This window comes from Paraburkholderia sp., from assembly GCF_035501035.1.
Classification (GTDB): Bacteria; Pseudomonadota; Gammaproteobacteria; order Burkholderiales; family Burkholderiaceae; genus Paraburkholderia.
In genome coordinates this window covers 16,109-36,727 of the sequence record NZ_DATJWR010000064.1, presented here as the reverse complement: position 1 = coordinate 36,727, position 20,619 = coordinate 16,109, and the positions used below count along the sequence as shown (strand labels likewise).

General features: G+C 63.3%; 13 protein-coding genes and 1 riboswitch. Of the genes, 7 read left to right on the top strand and 6 right to left on the bottom strand.

The window, feature by feature from the left end; translation table 11 throughout:
• The first annotated feature begins 8 nt into the window (after nucleotides 1-8).
• Nucleotides 9-3,203 carry a multidrug efflux RND transporter permease subunit gene (locus VMJ11_RS04015; RefSeq protein ID WP_325617125.1) on the top strand — a complete coding sequence of 1,065 codons (3,195 nt, stop codon included), beginning with the start codon at nucleotides 9-11 and terminating at the stop codon, nucleotides 3,201-3,203.
• Nucleotides 3,196-4,653: an efflux transporter outer membrane subunit gene (locus VMJ11_RS04010; RefSeq protein ID WP_325617123.1), complete on the top strand. Its 1,458-nt coding sequence runs from the start codon at nucleotides 3,196-3,198 to the stop codon at nucleotides 4,651-4,653. The genes VMJ11_RS04015 and VMJ11_RS04010 overlap by 8 nt, the downstream gene beginning before the upstream one ends.
• Nucleotides 4,654-4,704: 51 nt before the next feature.
• On the opposite strand, the gene VMJ11_RS04005 is transcribed toward VMJ11_RS04010, so the two are convergent.
• Nucleotides 4,705-6,204: a diguanylate cyclase gene (locus VMJ11_RS04005; protein ID WP_325617121.1), complete on the bottom strand. Its 1,500-nt coding sequence runs from the start codon at nucleotides 6,202-6,204 to the stop codon at nucleotides 4,705-4,707.
• 453 nt (nucleotides 6,205-6,657) lie between these two features.
• Here VMJ11_RS04005 and VMJ11_RS04000 point away from each other — a divergent pair, with 453 nt between their 5' ends.
• Entirely contained in the window at nucleotides 6,658-8,379 is a 1,722-nt protein-coding gene (locus tag VMJ11_RS04000; protein WP_325617119.1) for a dihydroxyacetone kinase family protein, read from the top strand.
• Between the two features lie 229 nt (nucleotides 8,380-8,608).
• Here the strand turns inward: VMJ11_RS04000 and VMJ11_RS03995 are convergent, their stop codons facing one another.
• The 3 genes from VMJ11_RS03995 to VMJ11_RS03985 form a co-directional block, all read right to left on the bottom strand.
• Nucleotides 8,609-9,040, bottom strand: a complete 432-nt coding sequence (locus VMJ11_RS03995) for a DUF6402 family protein (protein ID WP_325617150.1) — start codon at nucleotides 9,038-9,040, stop codon at nucleotides 8,609-8,611.
• A 333-nt stretch (nucleotides 9,041-9,373) separates the two neighbouring features.
• A complete protein-coding gene (locus VMJ11_RS03990) occupies nucleotides 9,374-9,904 on the bottom strand; it encodes a cytochrome b (RefSeq protein WP_325617116.1) in 531 nt (176 codons plus the stop codon).
• Nucleotides 9,905-10,093: 189 nt separating this feature from the next.
• On the bottom strand, nucleotides 10,094-11,305 hold the full coding sequence (locus tag VMJ11_RS03985; RefSeq protein WP_325617114.1) for an FAD-dependent monooxygenase: 1,212 nt from the start codon (nucleotides 11,303-11,305) through the stop codon (nucleotides 10,094-10,096).
• Nucleotides 11,306-11,478: 173 nt separating this feature from the next.
• On the opposite strand from VMJ11_RS03985, the gene VMJ11_RS03980 reads away from it, so the two are divergent.
• Entirely contained in the window at nucleotides 11,479-12,423 is a 945-nt protein-coding gene (locus VMJ11_RS03980; RefSeq protein ID WP_325617112.1) for a LysR family transcriptional regulator, read from the top strand.
• Nucleotides 12,424-12,678: 255 nt separating this feature from the next.
• Here VMJ11_RS03980 and VMJ11_RS03975 read toward each other — a convergent pair whose 3' ends face one another.
• Both VMJ11_RS03975 and zwf read right to left on the bottom strand, forming a co-directional pair.
• Complete coding sequence (locus VMJ11_RS03975; protein WP_325617110.1) at nucleotides 12,679-13,479, bottom strand: ROK family protein; 801 nt, start codon at nucleotides 13,477-13,479, stop codon at nucleotides 12,679-12,681.
• A gap of 44 nt (nucleotides 13,480-13,523) precedes the next feature.
• The gene (zwf, locus tag VMJ11_RS03970) at nucleotides 13,524-15,110 is read right to left on the bottom strand and encodes a glucose-6-phosphate dehydrogenase (protein WP_325617108.1); all 1,587 of its coding nucleotides are present in this window, start codon (nucleotides 15,108-15,110) and stop codon (nucleotides 13,524-13,526) included.
• A 268-nt stretch (nucleotides 15,111-15,378) separates the two neighbouring features.
• Here zwf and VMJ11_RS03965 point away from each other — a divergent pair, with 268 nt between their 5' ends.
• From VMJ11_RS03965 to VMJ11_RS03955, 3 genes are all read left to right on the top strand, one after another.
• Nucleotides 15,379-17,133 carry an IlvD/Edd family dehydratase gene (locus VMJ11_RS03965; protein WP_325617106.1) on the top strand — a complete coding sequence of 585 codons (1,755 nt, stop codon included), beginning with the start codon at nucleotides 15,379-15,381 and terminating at the stop codon, nucleotides 17,131-17,133.
• 70 nt (nucleotides 17,134-17,203) lie between these two features.
• Nucleotides 17,204-17,267, top strand: a riboswitch (Fluoride riboswitch).
• Between the two features lie 160 nt (nucleotides 17,268-17,427).
• Nucleotides 17,428-18,963: a MutS-related protein gene (locus tag VMJ11_RS03960; protein WP_325617103.1), complete on the top strand. Its 1,536-nt coding sequence runs from the start codon at nucleotides 17,428-17,430 to the stop codon at nucleotides 18,961-18,963.
• Nucleotides 18,960-20,510: a MutS-related protein gene (locus VMJ11_RS03955; RefSeq protein ID WP_325617101.1), complete on the top strand. Its 1,551-nt coding sequence runs from the start codon at nucleotides 18,960-18,962 to the stop codon at nucleotides 20,508-20,510. The genes VMJ11_RS03960 and VMJ11_RS03955 overlap by 4 nt, the downstream gene beginning before the upstream one ends.
• Nucleotides 20,511-20,619: the final 109 nt, after the last annotated feature.

The window sequence follows — 20,619 nt, the reverse complement described above, 5'->3', positions numbered from 1 at the left end:
GCGCGCCCATGAAGCGATTCTTCGTCTACCGGCCGGTCTTCGCGTGGGTTGTCGCGCTTTTCATCGTGCTGTTCGGCGCCATCGCGCTGCTGCTGCTGCCGGTCGAGCAGTACCCCGACGTCGCGCCGCCTTCGCTGACCGTATCGGCGGTCTACAGCGGCGCCGATGCGCAGACGCTGGACCGCACGGTGACCTCGCTCATCGAGAACGAGATGAACGGCGTCGACAACTTCCTGTATATGTCGTCGACGAGCCGCTCGAACGGCACGGCACAGATCACCGTCACGCTCAAGCCCGGCACCGATCTCGATGTCGCGCTCTCGCAGGTTCAGGACCGGGTGAGCCGCGTCGAGCCGCGTCTTCCGCTCGAGGTCCGGCAGGTTGGCGTGACGGTCACGAAAGCTTCGTCGGGCTTTCTGATGCTCATCGCGCTTCAATCGGTCGACGGTTCGAAAACCGCAGTGGAACTCGGCAACTTCGCGGCCAACAACATCGTCAACGAACTGCGCCGCATTCCCGGTGTCGGCGATGCGCAGCTCTTCGGTTCTTCGTATGCGATGCGGATATGGATCGATCCGGAAAAGCTCGGCAGCTTCGGCCTGTCGGCCAACGAAGTGATGACGGCGATCCAGGAGCAGAACAGCCAAACGGCGGCCGGCGGGCTCGGCGAGCAGCCCATCGCGCCGGGCACCGAGCTCAACGCGCAGATCGTCACGCAGAGCCGCTTTTCCACGCCCGAGCAGTTCCGCGAGATCATCGTGCGATCGAACCCGGATGGCTCCACGGTGCGCGTGGGCGACGTCGCGCGTGTCGAACTGGGCAACGACAGCTATGGGTTTCGTTTTCGCGTGAATGGCAAGGAGTCCGCAGGGATCGCCATCCAGCTCGCGAGCGGGGCCAACGCGCTGGCCGTGGCGGCCGCCGTGCGGCAACGCCTCGCGCAACTGCAGCCCACCTTCCCGAAGGGCGTGGTCTGGGTCGTTCCGTTCGATACGACGCCATTCATCACGACCTCGTTACGTGGCGTGCTGCGCACGATGGTCGAAGCGTTACTGCTCGTGACGGTCGTCGTGTTCCTGTTCCTTCAGAAATGGCAGGCCACGCTGATTCCCACGCTGGTCGTGCCGATCGCGCTGGTTGGAACCTGTGTTGGGATCTATCTGTTCGGACTCACGATCAATCTGCTTTCACTGTTTGGCATGATCGTCGCGATCGGCATTCTCAATGACGACGCGATCGTCGTGGTGGAAAGCGTCGAGCGCCTGATCCAGGACGAGGGGCTCCGTGCACGGCAGGCGACCGTGAAGGCGATCGGCCAGATTGCGGGCGCCATCATCGCGAGCACGCTCGTGCTCGTGGCCGTTTTCGTTCCCATGGCCTTCTTTCCCGGCTCGACCGGCGCGATCTATCGCCAGTTCTCGGTCACCCTGACGATATCGATCTTTCTTTCCACGCTGCTTGCATTGACGCTGGGCGTGGCCATGTCGGCCGCGCTGCTGGGCAGCAAGGCGAGCAGGGACGAGGGCGTGGGCAAACGCCCTGCCGCGCATTGGCCCGCCCGCATGCAGCAGCGCATTTTCGACGCATTCAACCGCGGCCTGGACTCGGCAACCGAGCGCTACGTTCTCGCCGTGCAGGCGATGCTGCGCACGCCCGTGCGGTGGCTCGCCGTATTTGTCGTTGTCTGCGTGGCGACCGGGCTGCTCTTTGCGCAGTTGCCGCGCGGCTTCATCCCGGGCGAGGATCAGGGGCATGTCTTCGTATCGTATACGGCGGCGCCAGGCGCTACGCAGCAGCGCACGCAGCAGGTCGTCGATCAAGTCGAGGCGTTTCTCAGGCAGCAGCCCCAGGTGCGCAATATCGCTTCCATTACTGGGTTCAGCTTTTTCGGCCAGGGGCAGTCGGCCGCGATGTCGTTCGTCGACCTCAAGCCATGGGAAGACCGGCCGGGCGCGTCGAACTCCGCGGCGGCATTGGTCGGGCGCGCGAACGCCGCATTCCGCAATATTCCGCAGGCGCTCGTGTTTGCGCTCGATCCGCCGGCCATTCCCTCGCTCGGCAATGCGAGCGGCTTCACGATGAAGATCCTCGACCGCAGTGGCGTGGGTGGTGCGGCCTTGCAGCAGGCCAGCGCGCAAATACTCGCGCAGGCATCGCGCAGCCCGCTGCTTGTCGGTATGCGTCCCGAAGGCTTGCCGGCCGCGCCACAACTGTATGTCGATATCGATCGCGTGAAAGCGCGCGCACTAGGGCTGCAGATCGGGCAGGTGAACAGCGCGCTCGCGCTGGCGTTCGGCGCGAACTACGTGAACGATTTCGTGTACGAGGGGAACGTGCTGCGCGTGCTCATGCAGGCGGATGCCGATCAACGCATGAACCCCGAGGACATCGGGGCGATCCGTCTGCGCAACAACGTGGGCGAGATGGTGCCGTTTTCGGCATTCACGAGCGTGCACTGGACCTCCGGGCCCCAGCAGGTCGAACGCTATAACGGCTTTCCTTCGGCCACGATCTCGGGCCAGGCGGCACCGGGGCGCTCGAGCGGTGCGGCGCTCGCGGAAATGGAGCGTATCGCGCAGCGCGTCCTGACAGGCAACCTGACCTATGAATGGACCGGTACGGCTTTCGAAGAGCAGCAGGCGGCTGGGCAGATCGGCGCGTTGTTGCTGCTTTCTTTCATCGTGGTGTTTCTGCTCCTTGCCGCGCTGTACGAGAGCTGGGCGATTCCCGTTGCGGTTCTGCTCATCATTCCGCTGGGCGTGCTCGGCGCCGTTCTCCTGACGATGGCCCGCGGCTTTTCCGCTGATATCTACTTCAATATCGGCCTCGTGACGATCATCGGCCTCGCCGCGAAGAACGCCATCCTGATCGTCGAATTCGCGATCAAGGAGGAGGCGGCGGGCAGCGATACCGTGAGTGCGGCCGTGAACGGCGCGCGTCAGCGCCTGCGGCCGATCCTGATGACGAGCGTGACTTTCGTCCTCGGCATGTTGCCGCTCGTGCTCGCCACGGGCGCGGGCGCGGCGGGACGGCAGGCGGTGGGCACCGGCATCTTGGGCAGCATGCTGACGGCGACGCTGCTCGGCATCTTCTTCACGCCGCTCTTCTATGTCGTTGCGCGCAGGTGGCTGAGCCGCGAGAAGGCGCATGACGACGACGGCGATGAGGCGCAAGCGCCGCGCACGGGAGCGCGCGATGCGTAAGCGGATGGCGCTCATGGCGTGCCTCGTGCTGGCAGCGTGCAATTTCGCGCCGCGCTACCAGCAGCCGGATCTTCCGATTGCGGGCACGTACGAAAGCCCGGATGTTTCTACGCCGGGCGGCGAGCGGCTCGCCTCGGAAATCGCGTGGGAGGCGTTCTTTCGCGACCCGACGCTCAAGCTGCTGATCGCGGCGGCGCTGGAGCGCAACCGCGACCTCGCGGCTTCGGTGGCGCGCATCGAGCAGGCTCAGGCGCTTTATCGCGTGCAGCGCTCCGCGCAGTTGCCGCAGATCGCCGCCGGCGCAGAAGCCACTCGCGCCAAGGTGCCGCTGAACGTGGTCGAGCCCGAAGATCCCAATAACAACACCTCGTTCCACTTCAACGAGTACAACGTGCAGGTCGCGGTCTCTTCGTTCGAACTGGACTTCTGGGGACGTGTCGCCAACCTGTCCGAATCCGCGCGCCGCAACTACCTTGCTACCGTGGAGGCTACGCATGCGTTTCGCCTCTCGCTGATCGCGAACGTCGCGGCGACCTATTACGCCATTCTTTCGGGCAACGAAGGAATCGAGCTTGCGCAGCACACGCTCGCGACACGCCAATACGCCCAGGAGGTCGCGAGGCTGCGCCTTGCGGCCGGCGCCACGTCGATCGTCGACTATCAGCAGGCGAGCATACTGGTCACCCAGGCGCAGACGCAGCTAGCCGAGTTGCAAAGAACGACGGGACAGCAGCGCAATCAGTTGGCAGTCCTGATTGGTGGTCCGCTTCCCGTCGACGTTACCGGGCGGCGCGAGATGAGCGACGCCGACCAGTTCGGCGATCTCGACGCCGGCTTGCCTTCTTCGCTGCTGGCATTGCGTCCTGATATCCGGGCGGCCGAGCAGTCGTTGCGGGCGGCCGACGCCGATATCGGCGCTGCGCGGGCGGACTACTTCCCGCGCGTTTCGCTGACGTCCAGTTTCGGCTATGTGTCGCCCGAACTGAGCGACCTGTTCGTGCCGGGCAAGCAGGCGTGGCTCGTATCCGGCTTCGTCACGCTGCCGATTTTCGACGCGGGGCGCCGCAGGGCGCAACTCGGCTTTTCCGAAGCACACCGTACCGAACTCGTGGCGAACTATCAGAAGACGGTCCAGGTGGCCTTCCGCGAGGTTTCCGACGCGCTCATCGCACGCCAACGCCTCAAGGAGCAGATAGCGGCTCAGGAGGATGCGGTAGCCGCCGAGGCGCGCCTTGCCGAAGCAGCCGATCTTCGATACCAGAACGGCATTTCCATCTACCTCGAAGTGATCGATGCGAAGCGCAACCTCTTTGCCGCGCAACAGCAATTGATCCAGTTGCGCGCGGCCGCGCTTCAGAACGGCGCTTCGCTGTATATCGCGCTGGGGGGAGGGCAGGACGCGCCTGAGGCGGCTCGCGTGGGCGCCGCGAGCAGCGTTGCAAGCCCGTAGTCGCTGTCGTGTGCTATTGCGATCAGTTAAACGCCAGCGCGAAAGCTTGCGTTACGCGGTGCACGTCGCCACGCGGTTCCTGCCCTGCGCCTTGGCGTCGTACAGCGCGCGATCGGCTGCCTTGATGACCTGTGTGACGTCGATGTCCTGCTCCGGCGTCCAGCTCGCGGAGCCGATGCTCGCGGTGACGTGGCCGTACTCGCTGTCCGAGTGCTCGATGTCGAGCTCGCTGATCGCCATCCTGATGTTCTCCGCGATCGCGCACGCGCCGTCCAGCCGGGTATCCGGCAGGACTACTATGAATTCCTCGCCACCGTAGCGGGCCGCCGTGTCCACGGGCTGGCGGATGTTTTCGCCGATACACCGCGCCACGGCGGCAAGCGCGTCGTCGCCTGCCTGGTGGCCGTACTTGTCGTTGTAGGCCTTGAAACGGTCGATATCGACGAATAACAGTGAGAACACGCTTCGCGTGCGTTTTGCCCGTCGCCATTCCTGTTCGAGGATATCGCCGAGTGTGCGGCGGTTGTGCAGGCCGGTCAGGCTATCGGTGCGGGCGAGCAGCTGCAGCTCGGACTCGGCTTGCATTCTGCGCCGCAACTGCGTGCCCAGCACGAACGAGAGCACGACGAAGCCGATGGCGAACGTTGCCATCAGCGAGCCGATGGTCAGCGCGCGGCGGCGCCATGCGGCGTAGATGTCGGGTTCCGCTTCCGCGACCATGATGATCAGCGGCAACTTCGGGAAATTGCGGAAAAAGTACATGCGGCGCACGCCGTCGATCGACGACGTGTCCGAAAAGCTGCCCTCGGTGGCCGATCTGAAGTGCCGGAACGTGCTGGCCTTGCTGATGTTGCGCCCGATGACCGCGGGATCGTAGGGTTGCCGCATGATCATGGTGCCGTCCTGGGCGATCAGCGAGATCGCCCCGTGCGGCCCAAGCGAGAGCCCGGCGAACAACTGGTGAAAATAGTCCAGATTGATGGCGATCATGACGATGCCGGCGAATGAGCCATCCGGATGCGACAGCCTGCGGCTCAGCGCAATGCTCTGCGCGCCGTCTCGCGAGCGGGACCGAAACGGGGCGCTGACATAGAGGCCGGCGTTGGGATCGTCGCGCTGGACCTGAAAGTAGTCCCGGTCGGCGAAGTTGTCCTTGCTCGGCGTGTCGTCGGCCGAATCCATGATGACGTTGCCGGCCGCATCGACCACGAGCATCGAGCCCAGATATTGTGCGGTGATCGCGCGATCGAAGAGCAACTGGCCTCGCAGATGCGCCGGCAATGCCATCACGTCGGCGCTGCCCAGCCCGTCGACGACGGCTTGCAGGGAGAGCGCGTACAGCTCGAAGTTGCGCTCGATGTCGCGCTCGGCGATGAGCGCGACATTGCGCGAGTTCTCGCGCGCCCTCTCCAGGGCGTCGTGGCGGCTCTGGTACAGGACAGTCGCGCAAAGCGACGCCATGACGAAGGCGACGAGAAGGCTGCCAAAGAAAAAGGCGCGCGGCCCCGTGGGCCCTTTGAGGAGCTTAGCCTGGGTGGGTGCTGGCGGCACGGCTCGCCTCCCGGTAGGACTGCGCCGTCGCCACGTCCAAAGGACGTGCGAAGCCGCAACGTCGTGTCTTGCTGCCTCCGTTCTCGATCGCCAATTCGAACTGGCGCAGGATTGCCAGGCCTGGCGCGTCCACGCGCATGCCGCTGCGCAAGAGTCGACAGGGGACGTGTGAAAGCGCTGGCATCGGCGTTCCAGGCGAGCAGAGGGGCCAAGGCGTTCCGCCATGCAGACGGCGAAAGCACGGGCAAGTCTGCGGCCGGACGCTACTCTCGGCATAACGGCAATTGAGCGTGGTGGCTTGATCGGTGTTTTTACCTACGCTTCGCGTGGTGCCCCAGCGCCCCAGCGCCCCGGCGCCGAAGCCGTGCTTCAATACGCAAATGGCGTAAATGGCGTAAATGGGTCGCGCAAGATCCGCAGCCACTGCTCCTGTCACTCCTTCAAGGGACTGTCATGAAGAAACTCGTCAACAACCCGTCGGCTGTCGTGCGCGAAATGCTCGAGGGTATTGCGCGGACCGCGCCACATATCGCCGTGCTCGGCGACGAAAACGTCCTCGTGCGCAAGGGGCTGCCCAGCCCGGCGCAGCGCACTGTCGCCGTTATTTCCGGCGGCGGCAGCGGTCACGAGCCGGCACATGGCGGCTATGTCGGGCGCGGCATGCTCAGCGCCGCCGTATGCGGCGAGGTCTTCACGTCGCCTTCCACCGATTCGGTGCTTGCCGCGATCCGCGCCACGGCGGGCCCGCAAGGCGCCTTGCTCATCGTGAAGAACTACACGGGCGACCGGCTCAATTTCGGCCTCGCAGCCGAACTGGCGAGATCCGAAGGCATTCCGGTTGAAGTCGTCACCGTGGCGGACGACGTTTCGCTGCGCGCACGAACGCAGCGCCATCAGCGGCGCGGCATTGCGGGAACCGTGCTGGTGCACAAGATTGCGGGCGCTGCCGCAGCCCGGGGCGATGCGTTGGCTCAGGTCGCCGCGATCGCGCGCCATGCGGCGGACAACCTCGGCACGATGGGCGTGGCGCTGGACGGTTGCACGTTGCCCGGCGCGGAAAATGCGGGCTTTCGCCTCGCGCACGACGAGATCGAGCTCGGCATGGGCATACACGGCGAGAAAGGTGTCGAGCGCACGGCTCCGCTGCCGGCCAGCGAACTGACGCAAACGCTGCTCGCCAATATCGTCGAAGACCTGGCATTGAAAAGCGGTGAACGGGTGGCGCTGTTCGTGAACGGTCTGGGTGCGACCCCCGCGATGGAGCTGGCGATCGTGATGCGGGAGGCATTCGAGAGCCTGAATCGCCGGGATGTGGCCGTCGAGCGGGCGTGGACTGGCACGTTCCTCTCGGCGCTCGACATGCCGGGCTGCTCGATCTCCGTGCTCCGCCTCGACGACAAAAAGCTGGCGTTGCTCGACGCCGGCACCGAAGCGCGTGCATGGCCCGGCATCGGCACGGTCAATCGCGATATCCGCATCGAGCCTTCGAGTCCCGCACGCGATTCGTTCACTGAGGGCGGCGCGTTGCACGCGGAGGGTGGCAGCGAGGCATGGGCGCAACGGCTCGAGCCGGCGCTCCACGCCGTTGCGCACGCACTACTCGAGAACGAAGCGTTGTTGGGCGAACTCGACGCGAAAACAGGCGACGGCGATCTCGGGGCCAGCATGAGGCGAGCGGCGCAAGCCATTCTGGCTTTGCCCCAGAGCGCGCTCGCGACGCCGCACGGCGCGCTGGCGGCGCTTGGCGCCGCCTTGCGCCGCGCGATAGCGGGCAGCTCCGGGCCGTTCTACGCAACGGCGCTGCTGCGCGCCTCCCGCACGCTCGCCGAGTGTCCCGAGCCCGGCGCGCTGGACTGGGCGGCCGCTATGCGCGGCGCGGCCGAGGCGATCAGCGAACTGGGCGGTGCGAAGCCGGGCGACCGCTCGATGCTGGATGCGCTGGTTCCTGCAGTAGACGCATTGGAAAACGGGCTGAAGTCCGGCCGGACCGTTGCCCAGATATGGGCGGAGGTGGTGAGCGCCTCGGAGTTTGGGGCGCAGCAAACCGCGCAAATGATGCCGCGGGTGGGCAGGGCAAGCTATCTGGGCGCGCGTGCCATCGGCACGCCCGATGGCGGGGCGGTGGCAGTTGCGTGCTGGGTGAAGGCCCTGCAGCCGGTTGTCGGCGAGGTTTGATGCGTGACTGAGGCGAAATGCAGGGGCGGGTGTTTCGTGGCGACTCGGTAAATCCAGGGCCTGCTTCTAGTGGATACAGGCCTTGGCAGGGTGTTGAAAAGCGTCTGGTTTTGAGGACCGTAGCGCTACTTAAGGGGATTTCATATGCGATTGGCCGCTGATTTGCCGATGGATCGTCCAGGCTGCCGCCGCTGGGCAGTCGCGCCTGAGCGGCTCATTGCGCTAGTCCTTACGGCGCCGCTGTTAGTACTGCCGCCCTGGCGGTCATCGTTTCGCGCCAAGCGGTCACGAACAAAATCGCGTACATGTGCTTCCCAGCGGTGCCATGCATTGAGAATGTACGATCTGCCGTAAATATATATAGAAAGGAGATTGTCCGTCGCCTTGCCTGTCGAGAGATATCCAGCATTTTGTAGTTGCTTATAGCCGTCCTGCGTGCGCGGTACGAGAGCACCCAATCGAGCGAGATGGTGCGTGTGTCAATGCAGTCGAGCGGATAGCCCACACCTTCACGTGTATGGCCGCGTGCCTTCTGGAATGCATTTTCCGCCTGATTCTTCGGCGAATGGGCGAACCACTTATTCAGTAGTGCAGCGGCAACGTGCCAGCCCATCTTCGCCATCGCACCGGGAATTTCTGTTACTTCAAATTTCTCACTGATGTGAGACTGGCGTGCACCCGCTGTGGTGCCAGGGCCGTTGTAATCCGTGTTGACGTATCGGATATCTCCGGTGCGCTGCTGCCATTCGCCGTTACTCGGCGTAAAAACGGTTAGTTATCCTGTGCCCGTGCGTTTCCTCCAGCGACGTGAAAGCTGGGGGCAGTAACATCACACGCATCCGAAAAATTTCATACATTGTCAAGCGCGCCTAACCGTGCAATCCGCAGTGCGTAAAGTAAGTCACGTTTTCGCGAAATCTTGTTGACGATCAATGAGTATTCCCAAGCCGGCGCAGGCGTTTGCCCATCGAGCAGCACTCCATCCAACAAGCCGCTACAGCTTCATGCGCTGCAGCACACGGTCGTTGAGCGCGAAGCGATGATAGAGCGCTGCGACGACATGCAGGCAGATGAGCCCGAATAGCACCCACGCGAGCACGCCGTGGACGTCGCCCATGGCATGCCCGAACGGCGAGCCCGGCGGCGAGAGCGCGGGCAACGGGATGAACCCGAGCAGCGTGATGTCCCAACTGCGCGACGAAGCGTTGATCCACCCCAGTAACGGAACCGCGAAGAGCAACGCATAAAGGGTGCCATGCGTGAGGGTCGCGACGGTGCGCAGCAAAGGGGGCTGTTCGTCGGGCGGTGGACGATGGGTTGCGCGCCACAGCAGGCGGCATGCCATCGCGGCAAGGAGCGCGGTCCCCACGCCAAGGTGCCACGCGATCTCGCCGTCTGGCCGCGTGTCGCGATGCACGCCCGGCATGGTCCAGCCGATCACGAACTGCGTTGCCACGAGGGCAACGACAAGCCAGTGAAGCAAACGCGCAACGATGTCGTAGCGCGAATCCGCGGCGCTTTGCATTGGGGGCTCCTTGCGCAGAGGGTTCCGGTTGAAAGCGCCGATTCTAGATGGCGCGGGCTTAACAGAACATTAAGCGCAAACGCCGCACCCGCTTTCGGGCTTCGCCAAGATCTGGCCGCTCCGGGCCGTTCCCGCCCGCCCCCGCCCGCCTCGGGCCGTTCTCGCCTGGTCTGCCGGCCCGCTCCGCGCTCAAAGCCAGGTCCCGCCCTGGCGCTCGCTCGGCTCCTGTGCAAGAGCGTCGAAATCGTGAATCCAGTCCAGATGATGCAGCACGCTTTCGCGCTCACCGAGCCGGGCGTTGCGCGCTTGCGCGGCCGGCCCGTCGGGCAGATGCAGCACGTCCGCAGTCGTGATCGAAGCGTACTGCACCTTGCGCGTGCGGCCGCGGCGCAGGCGCTCGTACGCTTCCTGCGCTTCGCGCCAGTTGCCGGGCCCGGCTTTGGCGAGTTGTGCGGCCAGCACCACGGCATCCTCGATCGACTGGTTGGCGCCCTGGCCGTGGTGCGGCACCAGCGCATGCGCGGCATCGCCGATCAGGGTCACGCGGCCCTTGCTCCAGCGGCCGAGCGGGGGGCGGTGGAACAGGCCCCAACGCTGGCTGATCGGGACGGCCGTGATCATCTGCACGACGGCCGGATGCCAGTCCTTGAACAGGCGCAACTGCTCGCCCTCGCTAGCCGGCATGACCCAGTCGCGCGAAGGCCACGGCGAGGGATGGCGCTCGACCAGCAGGAAATTCTGGTCGCCCTTGTCACCAATTGGATAGTGCAGCAGATGGCCGCCCGGCCCGACCCAGAACTGGATGGTCTCGGGGTCGGGCAAGAGGTCCATGCGCTCCGCCGGCACCACGCCGCGAAAGCCCGAACAGCCCGAATACAGCACGTCGTCGTAGCCAAGCATCCAGCGTCGCGTGATCGAGCGGGCTCCATCGGCGCCGATCACGAGATCGGCTTCCACGCGCCGGCCGTTCTCGAAGCTCAGGCTCACGCGGTCCGGGTGTTGCGCGAGATCGACGAGCCGATGGCTGAGCTTGATGTGCTCGAGGCCGACCGCCTGCGACAGCACCGCCTGCAGATCGGCACGATGAACGCCCCAGTACGAGCCGCCGAATTGCTCGCGAGAGCCGGGGCTGCCGCGATGGTGGCCGATCACCGCTCCGCTGCGCCCGTCACGGTAGACGAGGCCCGGCACCTCCGCACACACCGCCTCGAATGCCGAACGCAGGCCCATGCGCTCGTAGAAGCGCGTTGCGTTGGCCGAGAGCGCGACGGCCGCGCCCACTTCGCGCAGTTCGTCGGTCTGCTCGTAGAGCTGCGCTTCGATGCCGTGCTCGCGCAGCGCGAGCGCAAGCGTGAGGCCGCCAATGCCGGCGCCGACGATGGCAATCTTCAGATCCTTCATGACCGTGTCTCCAATATCCGGATTTATGGGTTCGGGCTGCTGTGGCACGCGCCAGCGGCGTGTCGAATGCGTGCTCCGTGTCGGTATTTTCGGCACCGGACTCTCATCCCACAATAAAATGCAAAGAATCTGCTTCATCACTGGATTGAATGACCGGGAGCCAGGCGAGCGTCATGGAACTGAGCGATATCGACCTTAATTTGCTGCTGCTTTTTCAGCGGCTGATGCAGGAGCGGCGCGTGGCGAGCGTCGCCGAGCAAATGAACATGAGCCAGCCGGGCGTGAGCAACGCGCTCGCCAAGCTGCGCCGCAAGCTAGGCGATCCGTTGTTCGTGCGCGGGCCGGGTGGCGTGGTTCCCACGCCGTTCGCGCTGCGTCTGGCCGAACCGGTCTCGCAGGCGCTCGCGACCCTGCATGCCGCGCTGAACCCCGTCACCGGCTTCGATCCGCTACGTGCCACGCGCACCATGACGATCGGCATGACCGATATCGGCGAAGTCGTGTTCCTGCCCGCACTGCTCGAACGACTGTCGCGCGTCGCGCCGGGCGTCGCACTCAACACGGTCCGCAACACGAGCGTCAATCTGAGCGATGAGATGGCCGGTGGCCGCGTCGATCTCGCCATCGGCTTGCTGCCGCAGTTGCAAGGCGGCTTCTACCAGCGGCGTCTCTTCGATCAGCGTTATGTGTGCCTGTTCAGGCGCGGCCATGCGCTCGAAGAGGCGCCGCTCACGCTCGCGGCCTGGCGCGAGGCCGAGCATCTGGTGGTCGTGTCGGCCGGCACCGGTCACGGTCAGGTGGACGAATGGCTCAAGCGGCGCGGCGTAAGGCGCCAGGTGCGGCTGACTGTGCCGCACTTCATGAGCGTGGGCTACATCCTCCAACGCACCGATCTGATCGCTACGGTGCCGGAGCGGCTCGCCCTGCAACTGGCCAAACCGTTCTCGCTCAGCCTGCGCGCGCTGCCCATGACGCTGCCCGCCGCGCCGATCCATCTGCTCTGGCACGCACGGGTCCAGCAGGACGAAGGCAACCGCTGGTTGCGCGAGCAGGTGGTCGAGCTGTTCGCGGATGTGGCTCCGCCGGCTCGCAAAGGCAGCAGGGCAACGCGCGCATAAGCCAGGTTTCTGCGAGGGGGTATTTGACCGGTGCGCATGCGCATTAAAACGTAGATTGAAGGACTCCTGATTGATTGATCAATCAGCAGCGCGTTCGCCCTTGCGCAGCATCACGAGCGTCATTCGTGCACAAGCGGTAACGGCGGTGCTGGATTACGTCGAAGCCAGCGCCCCCGGGGCCGTGCAAGGCATTTCGCACGTGGCGTGAGAGCTGACGAAAAATCCACGCCTGTAGTCAGCCACACCGTTCCCGAACTACATCGAATCGCGGATCGAGCGCGGATGCCAGAGGCGTGCCCCGCCTTCGATGCCCAACTCGTTCGACACGGTCGCCACGTTCGCCGGCAGGTCGAACGTGAGGCGAGACGCGTTGCCGCCGCCAATCCACAGCTTGTCGTAATGGACGAGCGATTCGAGAATGCCGATGATCTTCTCGACGCGCCGGTTCCAGCGCTTGTTGCCGGCCTTGCGGCGCGCGGCCTCGCCGATGTATTCGTCGTAGGCATGCTTGCGGCTGACCGGGTGGTGCGCAAGTTCGAGGTGGGGCATGAGTTCGCCGTCGCGGAACATCGCCGTGCCCGCGCCCGTGCCGAGCGTGAGGACGAACTCGAGACCTTTACCTTCGATGGCGCCGAGGCCTTGCATTTCCGCGTCGTTGATCATGCGCACCGACGGGCCGCCCAGGCGTTCGGCGAGCATCTGCGCGAGAGGCACGTCGGTCCAGCCTTCGCCGCCAAGATGCGGCGCCGTCAGCACGCGGTTGTTGCGCACGAAACCAGGAAAGCCGATCGACACGTGCGTTGCCGGGTAGTGCTCGATCAGCGGTTCGACGAGCGTATGAAGCGTGTCGACGAGCAACGCTGGCGGGCACGGATGCGGCGTCGCCACACGCGCGCGGGCGGTGCGCATCTTGCCGTTCGCGTCGATGATCGCAGCCTTCAGGCCGGTTCCGCCGATGTCGATGGCGAGAATGTTCTCGATGCCCGCGCGTGCCGGCGTTGTCTTGCTTGTGGTGTGTTTTTGCGTGCGCGGCTTCGCGCTCTTCGTCTCCGCCATCTGGTCCTCCGTTGGTCGTGCGTGCCAGGGGTGCCGTTTTTGGGTCAGGTCTGCCTGAGGGTACGCCACGCATTGCCGTCGCGCGCGAGCAGCGCATCCGCTTCGGCGGGCCCTTCGCTGCCCGCCGCATAACCGTGCACCGGGATCGCACTGTCGCGTCGCGGATGCAGTACGCCTTCCACCGCCGCCCATGCCGCTTCGACGCCGTCTGCGCGTTGAAAGAGCGTCTGGTCTCCGAGCATGCAATCGTACAGCAGTGTTTCGTAGCCGACGTTGGCGTGGTCCGCAAAAAAGTCGTCGTAGTCGAAGGTCGAGTGCACCGCGCCGATCTGCACGAGCGGTCCAGGGGTCTTGACGTTGAAATCGAAGGTCGTGCCGTGCGATGGATCGATGCGCAACGTCAGCACGTTGGGCGCAAGGGTATTCACGGAGGTGTCGCGAAAGAGCAGGAACGGCACGCGCCTGAGCTGCACCGCAATCTCGGTGCGCCGCCCGGCAAGCCGTTTGCCGGTACGCAGATAGAACGGCACGCCGGCCCAGCGCCAATTGTCGATCTGCACGCGGGCCGCGGCGTATGTTTCTGTCCGAGTGTCCTTCGCCACGTCGGGTTCGTCACGGTAGGCCACGCCCGCCGGACCTTTTTCGTATTGCCCGAAGACCACGTCATCCGGCGTGAGCGGTTCGATGGCTTCGAATATCTCGGCTTTCTTGTTGCGCACCGCTTGCGCATCGAACGAATTGGGCGGCTCCATCGCGATGATGCCGAGCAACTGGAACAGATGGTTCGGCACCATGTCACGGAATGCGCCGGTCTGTTCATAGAATTTGCCACGACCTTCCACGCCGATCACTTCCGAGGCCGTGATTTGCACGCTGTCGATATACTCGCGCCGCCACACTGGCTCGAACAGCGCGTTGGCGAAGCGCAGGGCGAGAATGCTCTGCACGGTGTCTTTGCCGAGAAAGTGATCGATGCGGTAGATCTGCGATTCATTCGCAAAAGTGCGCAGATGCCGGTTCAGATCGCGCGCCGAAGCGAGGTCGGTGCCAAACGGCTTTTCGATCACGATACGGCGAAAAGCGCTGCCAGCGCTCTCATCTTCCTTCAGCAAGCCGGCTTTGCCCAGACGTTCCACGATCGGCTTGAAGAAGCGCGGACTCACCGCGAGGTAGAACACGACGTTGCCTGCCGCGCCGCCGCCGAGTTGTTGCGCGAGACGCTGATAGGCGCTGTCGTCGTCGAATTCGCCGGCCATGTATTGCAGACGCTGCGCGACCCAGTTCCATGCCTTGTCGTCGAGCTTGCCGGCGTGAAAGGTGCTTGCCTTGTCGGCGGCGAACTGCTGGATGGCGCCGTGAAGATCGTCGCCCCACGCCTTCGTCTCGCGCTCGCCGCGGTTGATGCCGACTATCTTCATGTTGTCGTCGAGCAGGCGATCGACGGCGAGGTTATAGAGCGCCGGCGTCAGCAGGCGTTTGGTCAGATCGCCGCCCGCGCCGAAGATGACGAGCGTGCACGGGGGCGCCGGTTGTTTGCCGGCCGGCGAGGCGGACGCGCCTTGCGGATACAGGGGCAACTTCGCGCTGGGGGCCGCGCGGGAGGAATCGTGGGTGGGCTGTTTCGTCGACATGATCTCGCTTCCGTTGGCCGGGATGATCTTTGGTAGCAAATTTGATACCTCGAAGGGCGAGCATTGTGCGGGTTCGGTCCAATCCGTATGCGGATGCGACTTACCGCGTGACGGCGCGCCGGCAGTGCAGGCGTTCTGTAATTTGCGGGGGCCGTTCCGGCAACAGGCGAGGTGCCAATTCAGGATTCACGATGTAGTCGAGGCTGCATTGGGGATTCGCAGTACCCTTACGGGAGACCGCTTTCAAACCGAGTTGAGGATCGTAGCCATGTCCGAAAAGAAAAACCCCGACGAAAAGCATTCCGGTGCTCCCGATGGTATGCGAGGCGGACTGACGAACTACGGCGACACGGGCTTTTCGCTATTCCTGCGAAAGGCCTTCATCAAGGGGGCGGGATATACCGACGACGCGCTCGATCGTCCAGTTATCGGCATCGCGAATACGGCGAGTGCGTACAACCCGTGTCACGGGAACGTGCCTCAACTTCTCGAGGCGCTCAAGCGTGGCATTCTGCTGGCCGGCGGCTTGCCGATGGAATTTCCGACTGTCTCGATCCACGAGAGCTTCTCGCAGCCGACGAGCATGTACATGCGAAACCTCATGTCGATGGACACCGAGGAGATGATTCGCGCGCAGCCGATGGACGCGGTCGTGCTGATCGGCGGCTGCGACAAGACGGTGCCCGCGCAGCTGATGGGCGCCATATCGGCGGGGATTCCCGCCATCCAGCTCATTACGGGGTCCATGATCACGGGCGCGCATCGCGGCGAACGAGTGGGCGCGTGCACCGATTGCCGCCGCTACTGGGGCAGGTTCCGCGCGGGTGAAGTCGGCGCGCAAGAGATTGGTGAGGTGAACGACAGACTCGTTCCGAGCGTGGGCACGTGCGCCGTCATGGGTACGGCCAGCACGATGGCCTGTGTGGCGGAAGCCATGGGCATGACGTTGCCGGGTGGCGCGTCGCCTCCGGCCGTGACGTCGGACCGTATGCGCATCGCCGAGCAGACCGGAGCCCAGGCTGTGGAGATGGCACGACAACGGCTTACCATCGACAAGGTCCTCAGTGCAGATTCCTTCGAGAATGGCCTGCGCGTTCTCCTGGCCATTGGCGGCTCGACAAACGGCATCGTGCATCTTGCCGCCATTGCCGGGCGACTCGGATTCGACATCGACCTGGATGCGGTGGACCGCATGGGCCGCGAAACGCCGGTGCTTCTCAACCTCAAGCCCTCCGGCGAGCATTACATGGAAGATTTCCATCGGGCGGGTGGCATGGCCACGCTGTTTCGGGCGCTGAAGCCATTGCTCCAGCTCGACGCCATGACCGTGACCGGCCGCACGTTGGGGGAGGAGATGGAACGCGCCGGCCCGAGCTTCCCGCAAGACGTGGTGAAGCCGCTGGCTGCACCGGTGTATCCGGAAGGCGGTCTTGCCGTTTTACGCGGAAATCTTGCGCCGGGCGGTGCCATCATCAAACAGTCCGCGGCCTCTGCGACCTTGATGGAGCACGAAGGCCGTGCGGTCGTGTTCGAAGACGCAAGCGATATGGCGAACCGCATCGACTCCGACGAACTCGACGTTCACGCAAATGATGTCATCGTTCTCAAACGCATTGGGCCGAAGGGGGCACCGGGGATGCCGGAGGCTGGCTACATCCCGATTCCGAAGAAGCTGGCTCGGGCCGGTGTGAAAGACATGGTGCGGATTTCGGACGGACGCATGAGCGGGACGGCATTCGGGACAATCGTGCTGCACGTTACACCCGAAGCTGCCATAGGTGGGCCGCTTGAGCACGTACGTAACGGCGACCGCATCAGATTGAGCGTGGCGAACCGCGAGATTGTCTTGCTCGTGAGCGACGAAGAGCTGGCGCGCCGAGCTCAGGCGAATCCGGTTTCCGCGCCGACAGCAAGCCGTGGCTATCACAAGCTTTTCCTCGACACGGTGACTCAGGCAGACCAGGGCGCGGATTTCGATTTTCTGAGAGCCACCGAATCGCGAGGCCGCGTGCCGAGGAAGTAGCATGGGAGCGAAATGAGTGCCATATAACGCGTGATTGGGGGACTTGTTGTGCAGCTATCAGCGGCGTAGAGTTGCCAGAGGAGATGGCATTCCTCCTGAAACCGCCCCGACGGGCTAATGATGCCTACAGGCCTGGGAACAGGCATTGTCGGTGCGTGCGGTTTCTTCGCTGGCCCCACCTGTGCCTGTGCCGTCAAGACGGCGATTCCCGGTTCACATCCTCACAGCTCAAACTTCGTTTGAGCCTGGGTCTCGTCGCGCCCTGATAAAGGCGTGGCGCCGAGGGGACGGGAAATGGGATATCACAGCATCCTGTTCGAGACGCTCGAAGACGGGCCGCCCCGTGATGATGTGCCCGAGCCTGAATGTTTCGGCGACCTGAATCTCGACGAGATTGAGCGAAAGGTCACGCAAGGGTACGACGAATACAGTCTGACGCCATTTTTTCGCACCGCGCTTACTCGCGAGAGTGCAGTGCGGTACCGACATGCCGTCATGCGCGATCTCGGGAGCCAGGAGATTTCCCGGTGCATCCACGCCTTTGCGCAGTCAATGCGCAAGATGCGGGCATCGTTGGCGCAAGCGGAAAAGCTCCATTACCCGAGACAAAAGCAGTGGTGGTTCCTCGAAGCGGCTTCCCGGTACTGCGATGCGCTTGAGGCGTTGGACGTGAGCCTACGTAAGGCTTGTCCCCGGTCGAAAGGTTTGCGCGAATTCAGCTCATGGCTTGCAGGGTATCTTCGTGGCGAGGCGTTCGCCGGACTCAGGCGAGACGTGGTGGACCTGCATGCTGCGCTGGAAGCCATTAGCTATGCGATTCATATTCACAGCAACGCCGTGACGGTGTTGAACTACGACGGCGAGAGCGACTACAGCGCACGCGTTCTGGCCATCTTCGAGCGCTTCAAGCAAGGCGACGTCAAGGATTACAGCGTCGAGCCAAAAGAGTGGCCGGAAATGAATCACGTCGAGGCACGGATACTGGACTTCGTTGCGCAGCTTCAACCTCGACCGTTCGCGATGCTTGCCGGCTTCGCGCAGAGTCACGCCGATTTTCTTGACGCCGGAGTCGCTGCATTTGACCGTGAGGTGCAGTTCTATATCGCATACGACGCGTACATCCAACTATGCCGGGAACAAGGCCTCTCATTCTGCTTCCCCGTGGTGTCGTCTTGCAGCAAAGCCGAGCGTTGTGACGATACGTTCGATCTCGCACTCGCACACAAGCTCTGCAGCGAGAAGCTTCCAGTGGTCCGCAACGATTTCTGGCTCGAGGGAGCCGAACGCATCTTCGTTGTCTCCGGGCCCAACAATGGCGGCAAGACCACCTTCGCGAGGATGTTCGGGCAACTGCACTACCTTGCGAGGCTTGGATGCCCTGTGCCTGGTATTCACGCGAGCCTGTATCTGTGCGACCAGCTCTTCGCCCATTTCGAGCGCGAAGAGAACACACGGGACATGCGCGGCAAGCTTCAGGACGACCTCACGCGTATGCACACGATCCTGGCGAATGCCACGCCACGCAGCGTTGTTGTGATGAACGAGATTTTCAGCTCCACCACGCTCGCTGACGCGGTTTTTCTGTGCCGTCGAATCATCAGCCAAATCATGGGCCGTGACTCGCTATGCGTTTGCGTGACCTTTATCGAAGAGCTGTCCCGGCTTGGTCCGCAGACGGTGAGCATGGTCAGTGAAACCAGCGCAGCGAACCCGGCGGCGCGAACGTTCCGCATTCGCCGAAAGGCCGCAGATGGACGCGCATACGCCATTTCCGTGGCCGCGCAGTACGGTCTCACTTATGAGCGCCTGAAGGAGCGCCTTGCATCATGAAAGCATGGCTCCTCTACGCCGAACGCGACTTCGACTGGCATCGCGATGAACGCTGGAACGAAAGGACCCTAACCCAGGACCTGGAGCTCGCCACCGTCTATGGTGCGATGGCTGCTGGCGATGCATTCATCGAGGGGGTGGCACGGAAGGTACTGCCCGTCAGCCTGGATGGACTGGATGACATCCTTTACAGACAGGCCATCTTGAAGGATTGCGTGAGCCACGAGGCCATTGCACGGCAACTGTATGCGATTGCCGTGGAGGCACAAGAGACAGAGCGGAAGAGCTTCTACTGGGGCCTGACGGCTTCGGCCACCAGCATCCTGCACTCGGCCCGAGACCTCGTGCAGGCGTATCTCGTCTCGCTGGGGAAATTGCGCCAGCTCGCTGACGAGGAGGCGTCGTCATTCGAGTCTGCGGGATTCAGGCGATTCTTCGCGATGGTGCGCGACGAGTTGGCTGATGATTACTTCGCGGCAGTCAAACACTGTCTGAAGGAGCTCAAGTTCAACTCCGGCGTGCTGATTAGCGCGCAGCCAGGTCGTGGCAACAAGGGGACTCACTATGTCCTGCGCAGGCCGCACGAGCCGGGCCCGAACCTGATTCACCGGCTGCTTGCAAAGAGGCCGCCGTCGTACACGTTCCGCATTGCCGAGCGAGACGAGAACGGCGCACGCGCGCTCTCTGAGCTTGAGGCGCGTGGCATCAATCACGTTGCGAACGCACTTGCCCAGTCGGCCGATCACATCAAGAGCTTCTTCACGATGCTGCGCGCTGAGCTTGGCCTCTATCTTGGATTCGTGAACTTACGCAGCAATCTGGCGAAGCGGGGATTGCCAGTCTGTTTTCCAGTGCCTTTCCCAATCGAGCAGCGGAAACACAATTTCGCAACGCTATACGACGTGAGCCTCGCGCTACGTATGGAGCAGGGGCCGGTCGGAAACGACGTCGATGCGAACGGAAAAGACGCTATCGTCGTGACAGGTGCGAACCAGGGCGGGAAGTCTACTTTTCTGCGTAGTGTTGGAATCGCACAGGTGCTGATGCAGGCAGGCGGGGTTGTCGGTGCTTCGGCGTTTGGGGCGAACATTGCGACTGGAATCTTCACTCACTACAAGCGGGAGGAGGACGCCACGATGCAAGGGGGCAAGTTTGACGAAGAGTTAAGACGTATGAGCGAGCTTGTTGACCATATCCGGCCACACGCGCTCTTCCTTTCAAATGAGTCGTTTGCATCGACCAACGAACGTGAGGGCTCGGAAATCGGCAGGGAAATTTTCAATGCCTTGCTCGAAGCACACGTGAAGATATGCCTTGTCACACATCTTTATACGCTGGCGAAAGGCCTCTCGGATGATTGTGCGTTCCCAACACTGTTCCTCCGGGCTGAACGTCGGGAAGATGGGCGGCGCACTTTCCGCCTGATTCAGGGCATACCACTGCAGACGAGCTTCGGAGCAGATTTGTACCGCGTCATATTCAGGGAAGACGTAGCAGAGTCAGGTGACGCGAGGCGTGTACCAGTGTCGTCGGGCGTTCAAGCTTGACGGTTCACATAGTGCGCTGATTCATTGCGCGCTTTCAGGTTTTCGCATGGAAATGCCTGGTTATACTAAGCATGTATTCGAATACTTGCAGGATGTTTATCCAGTCGCT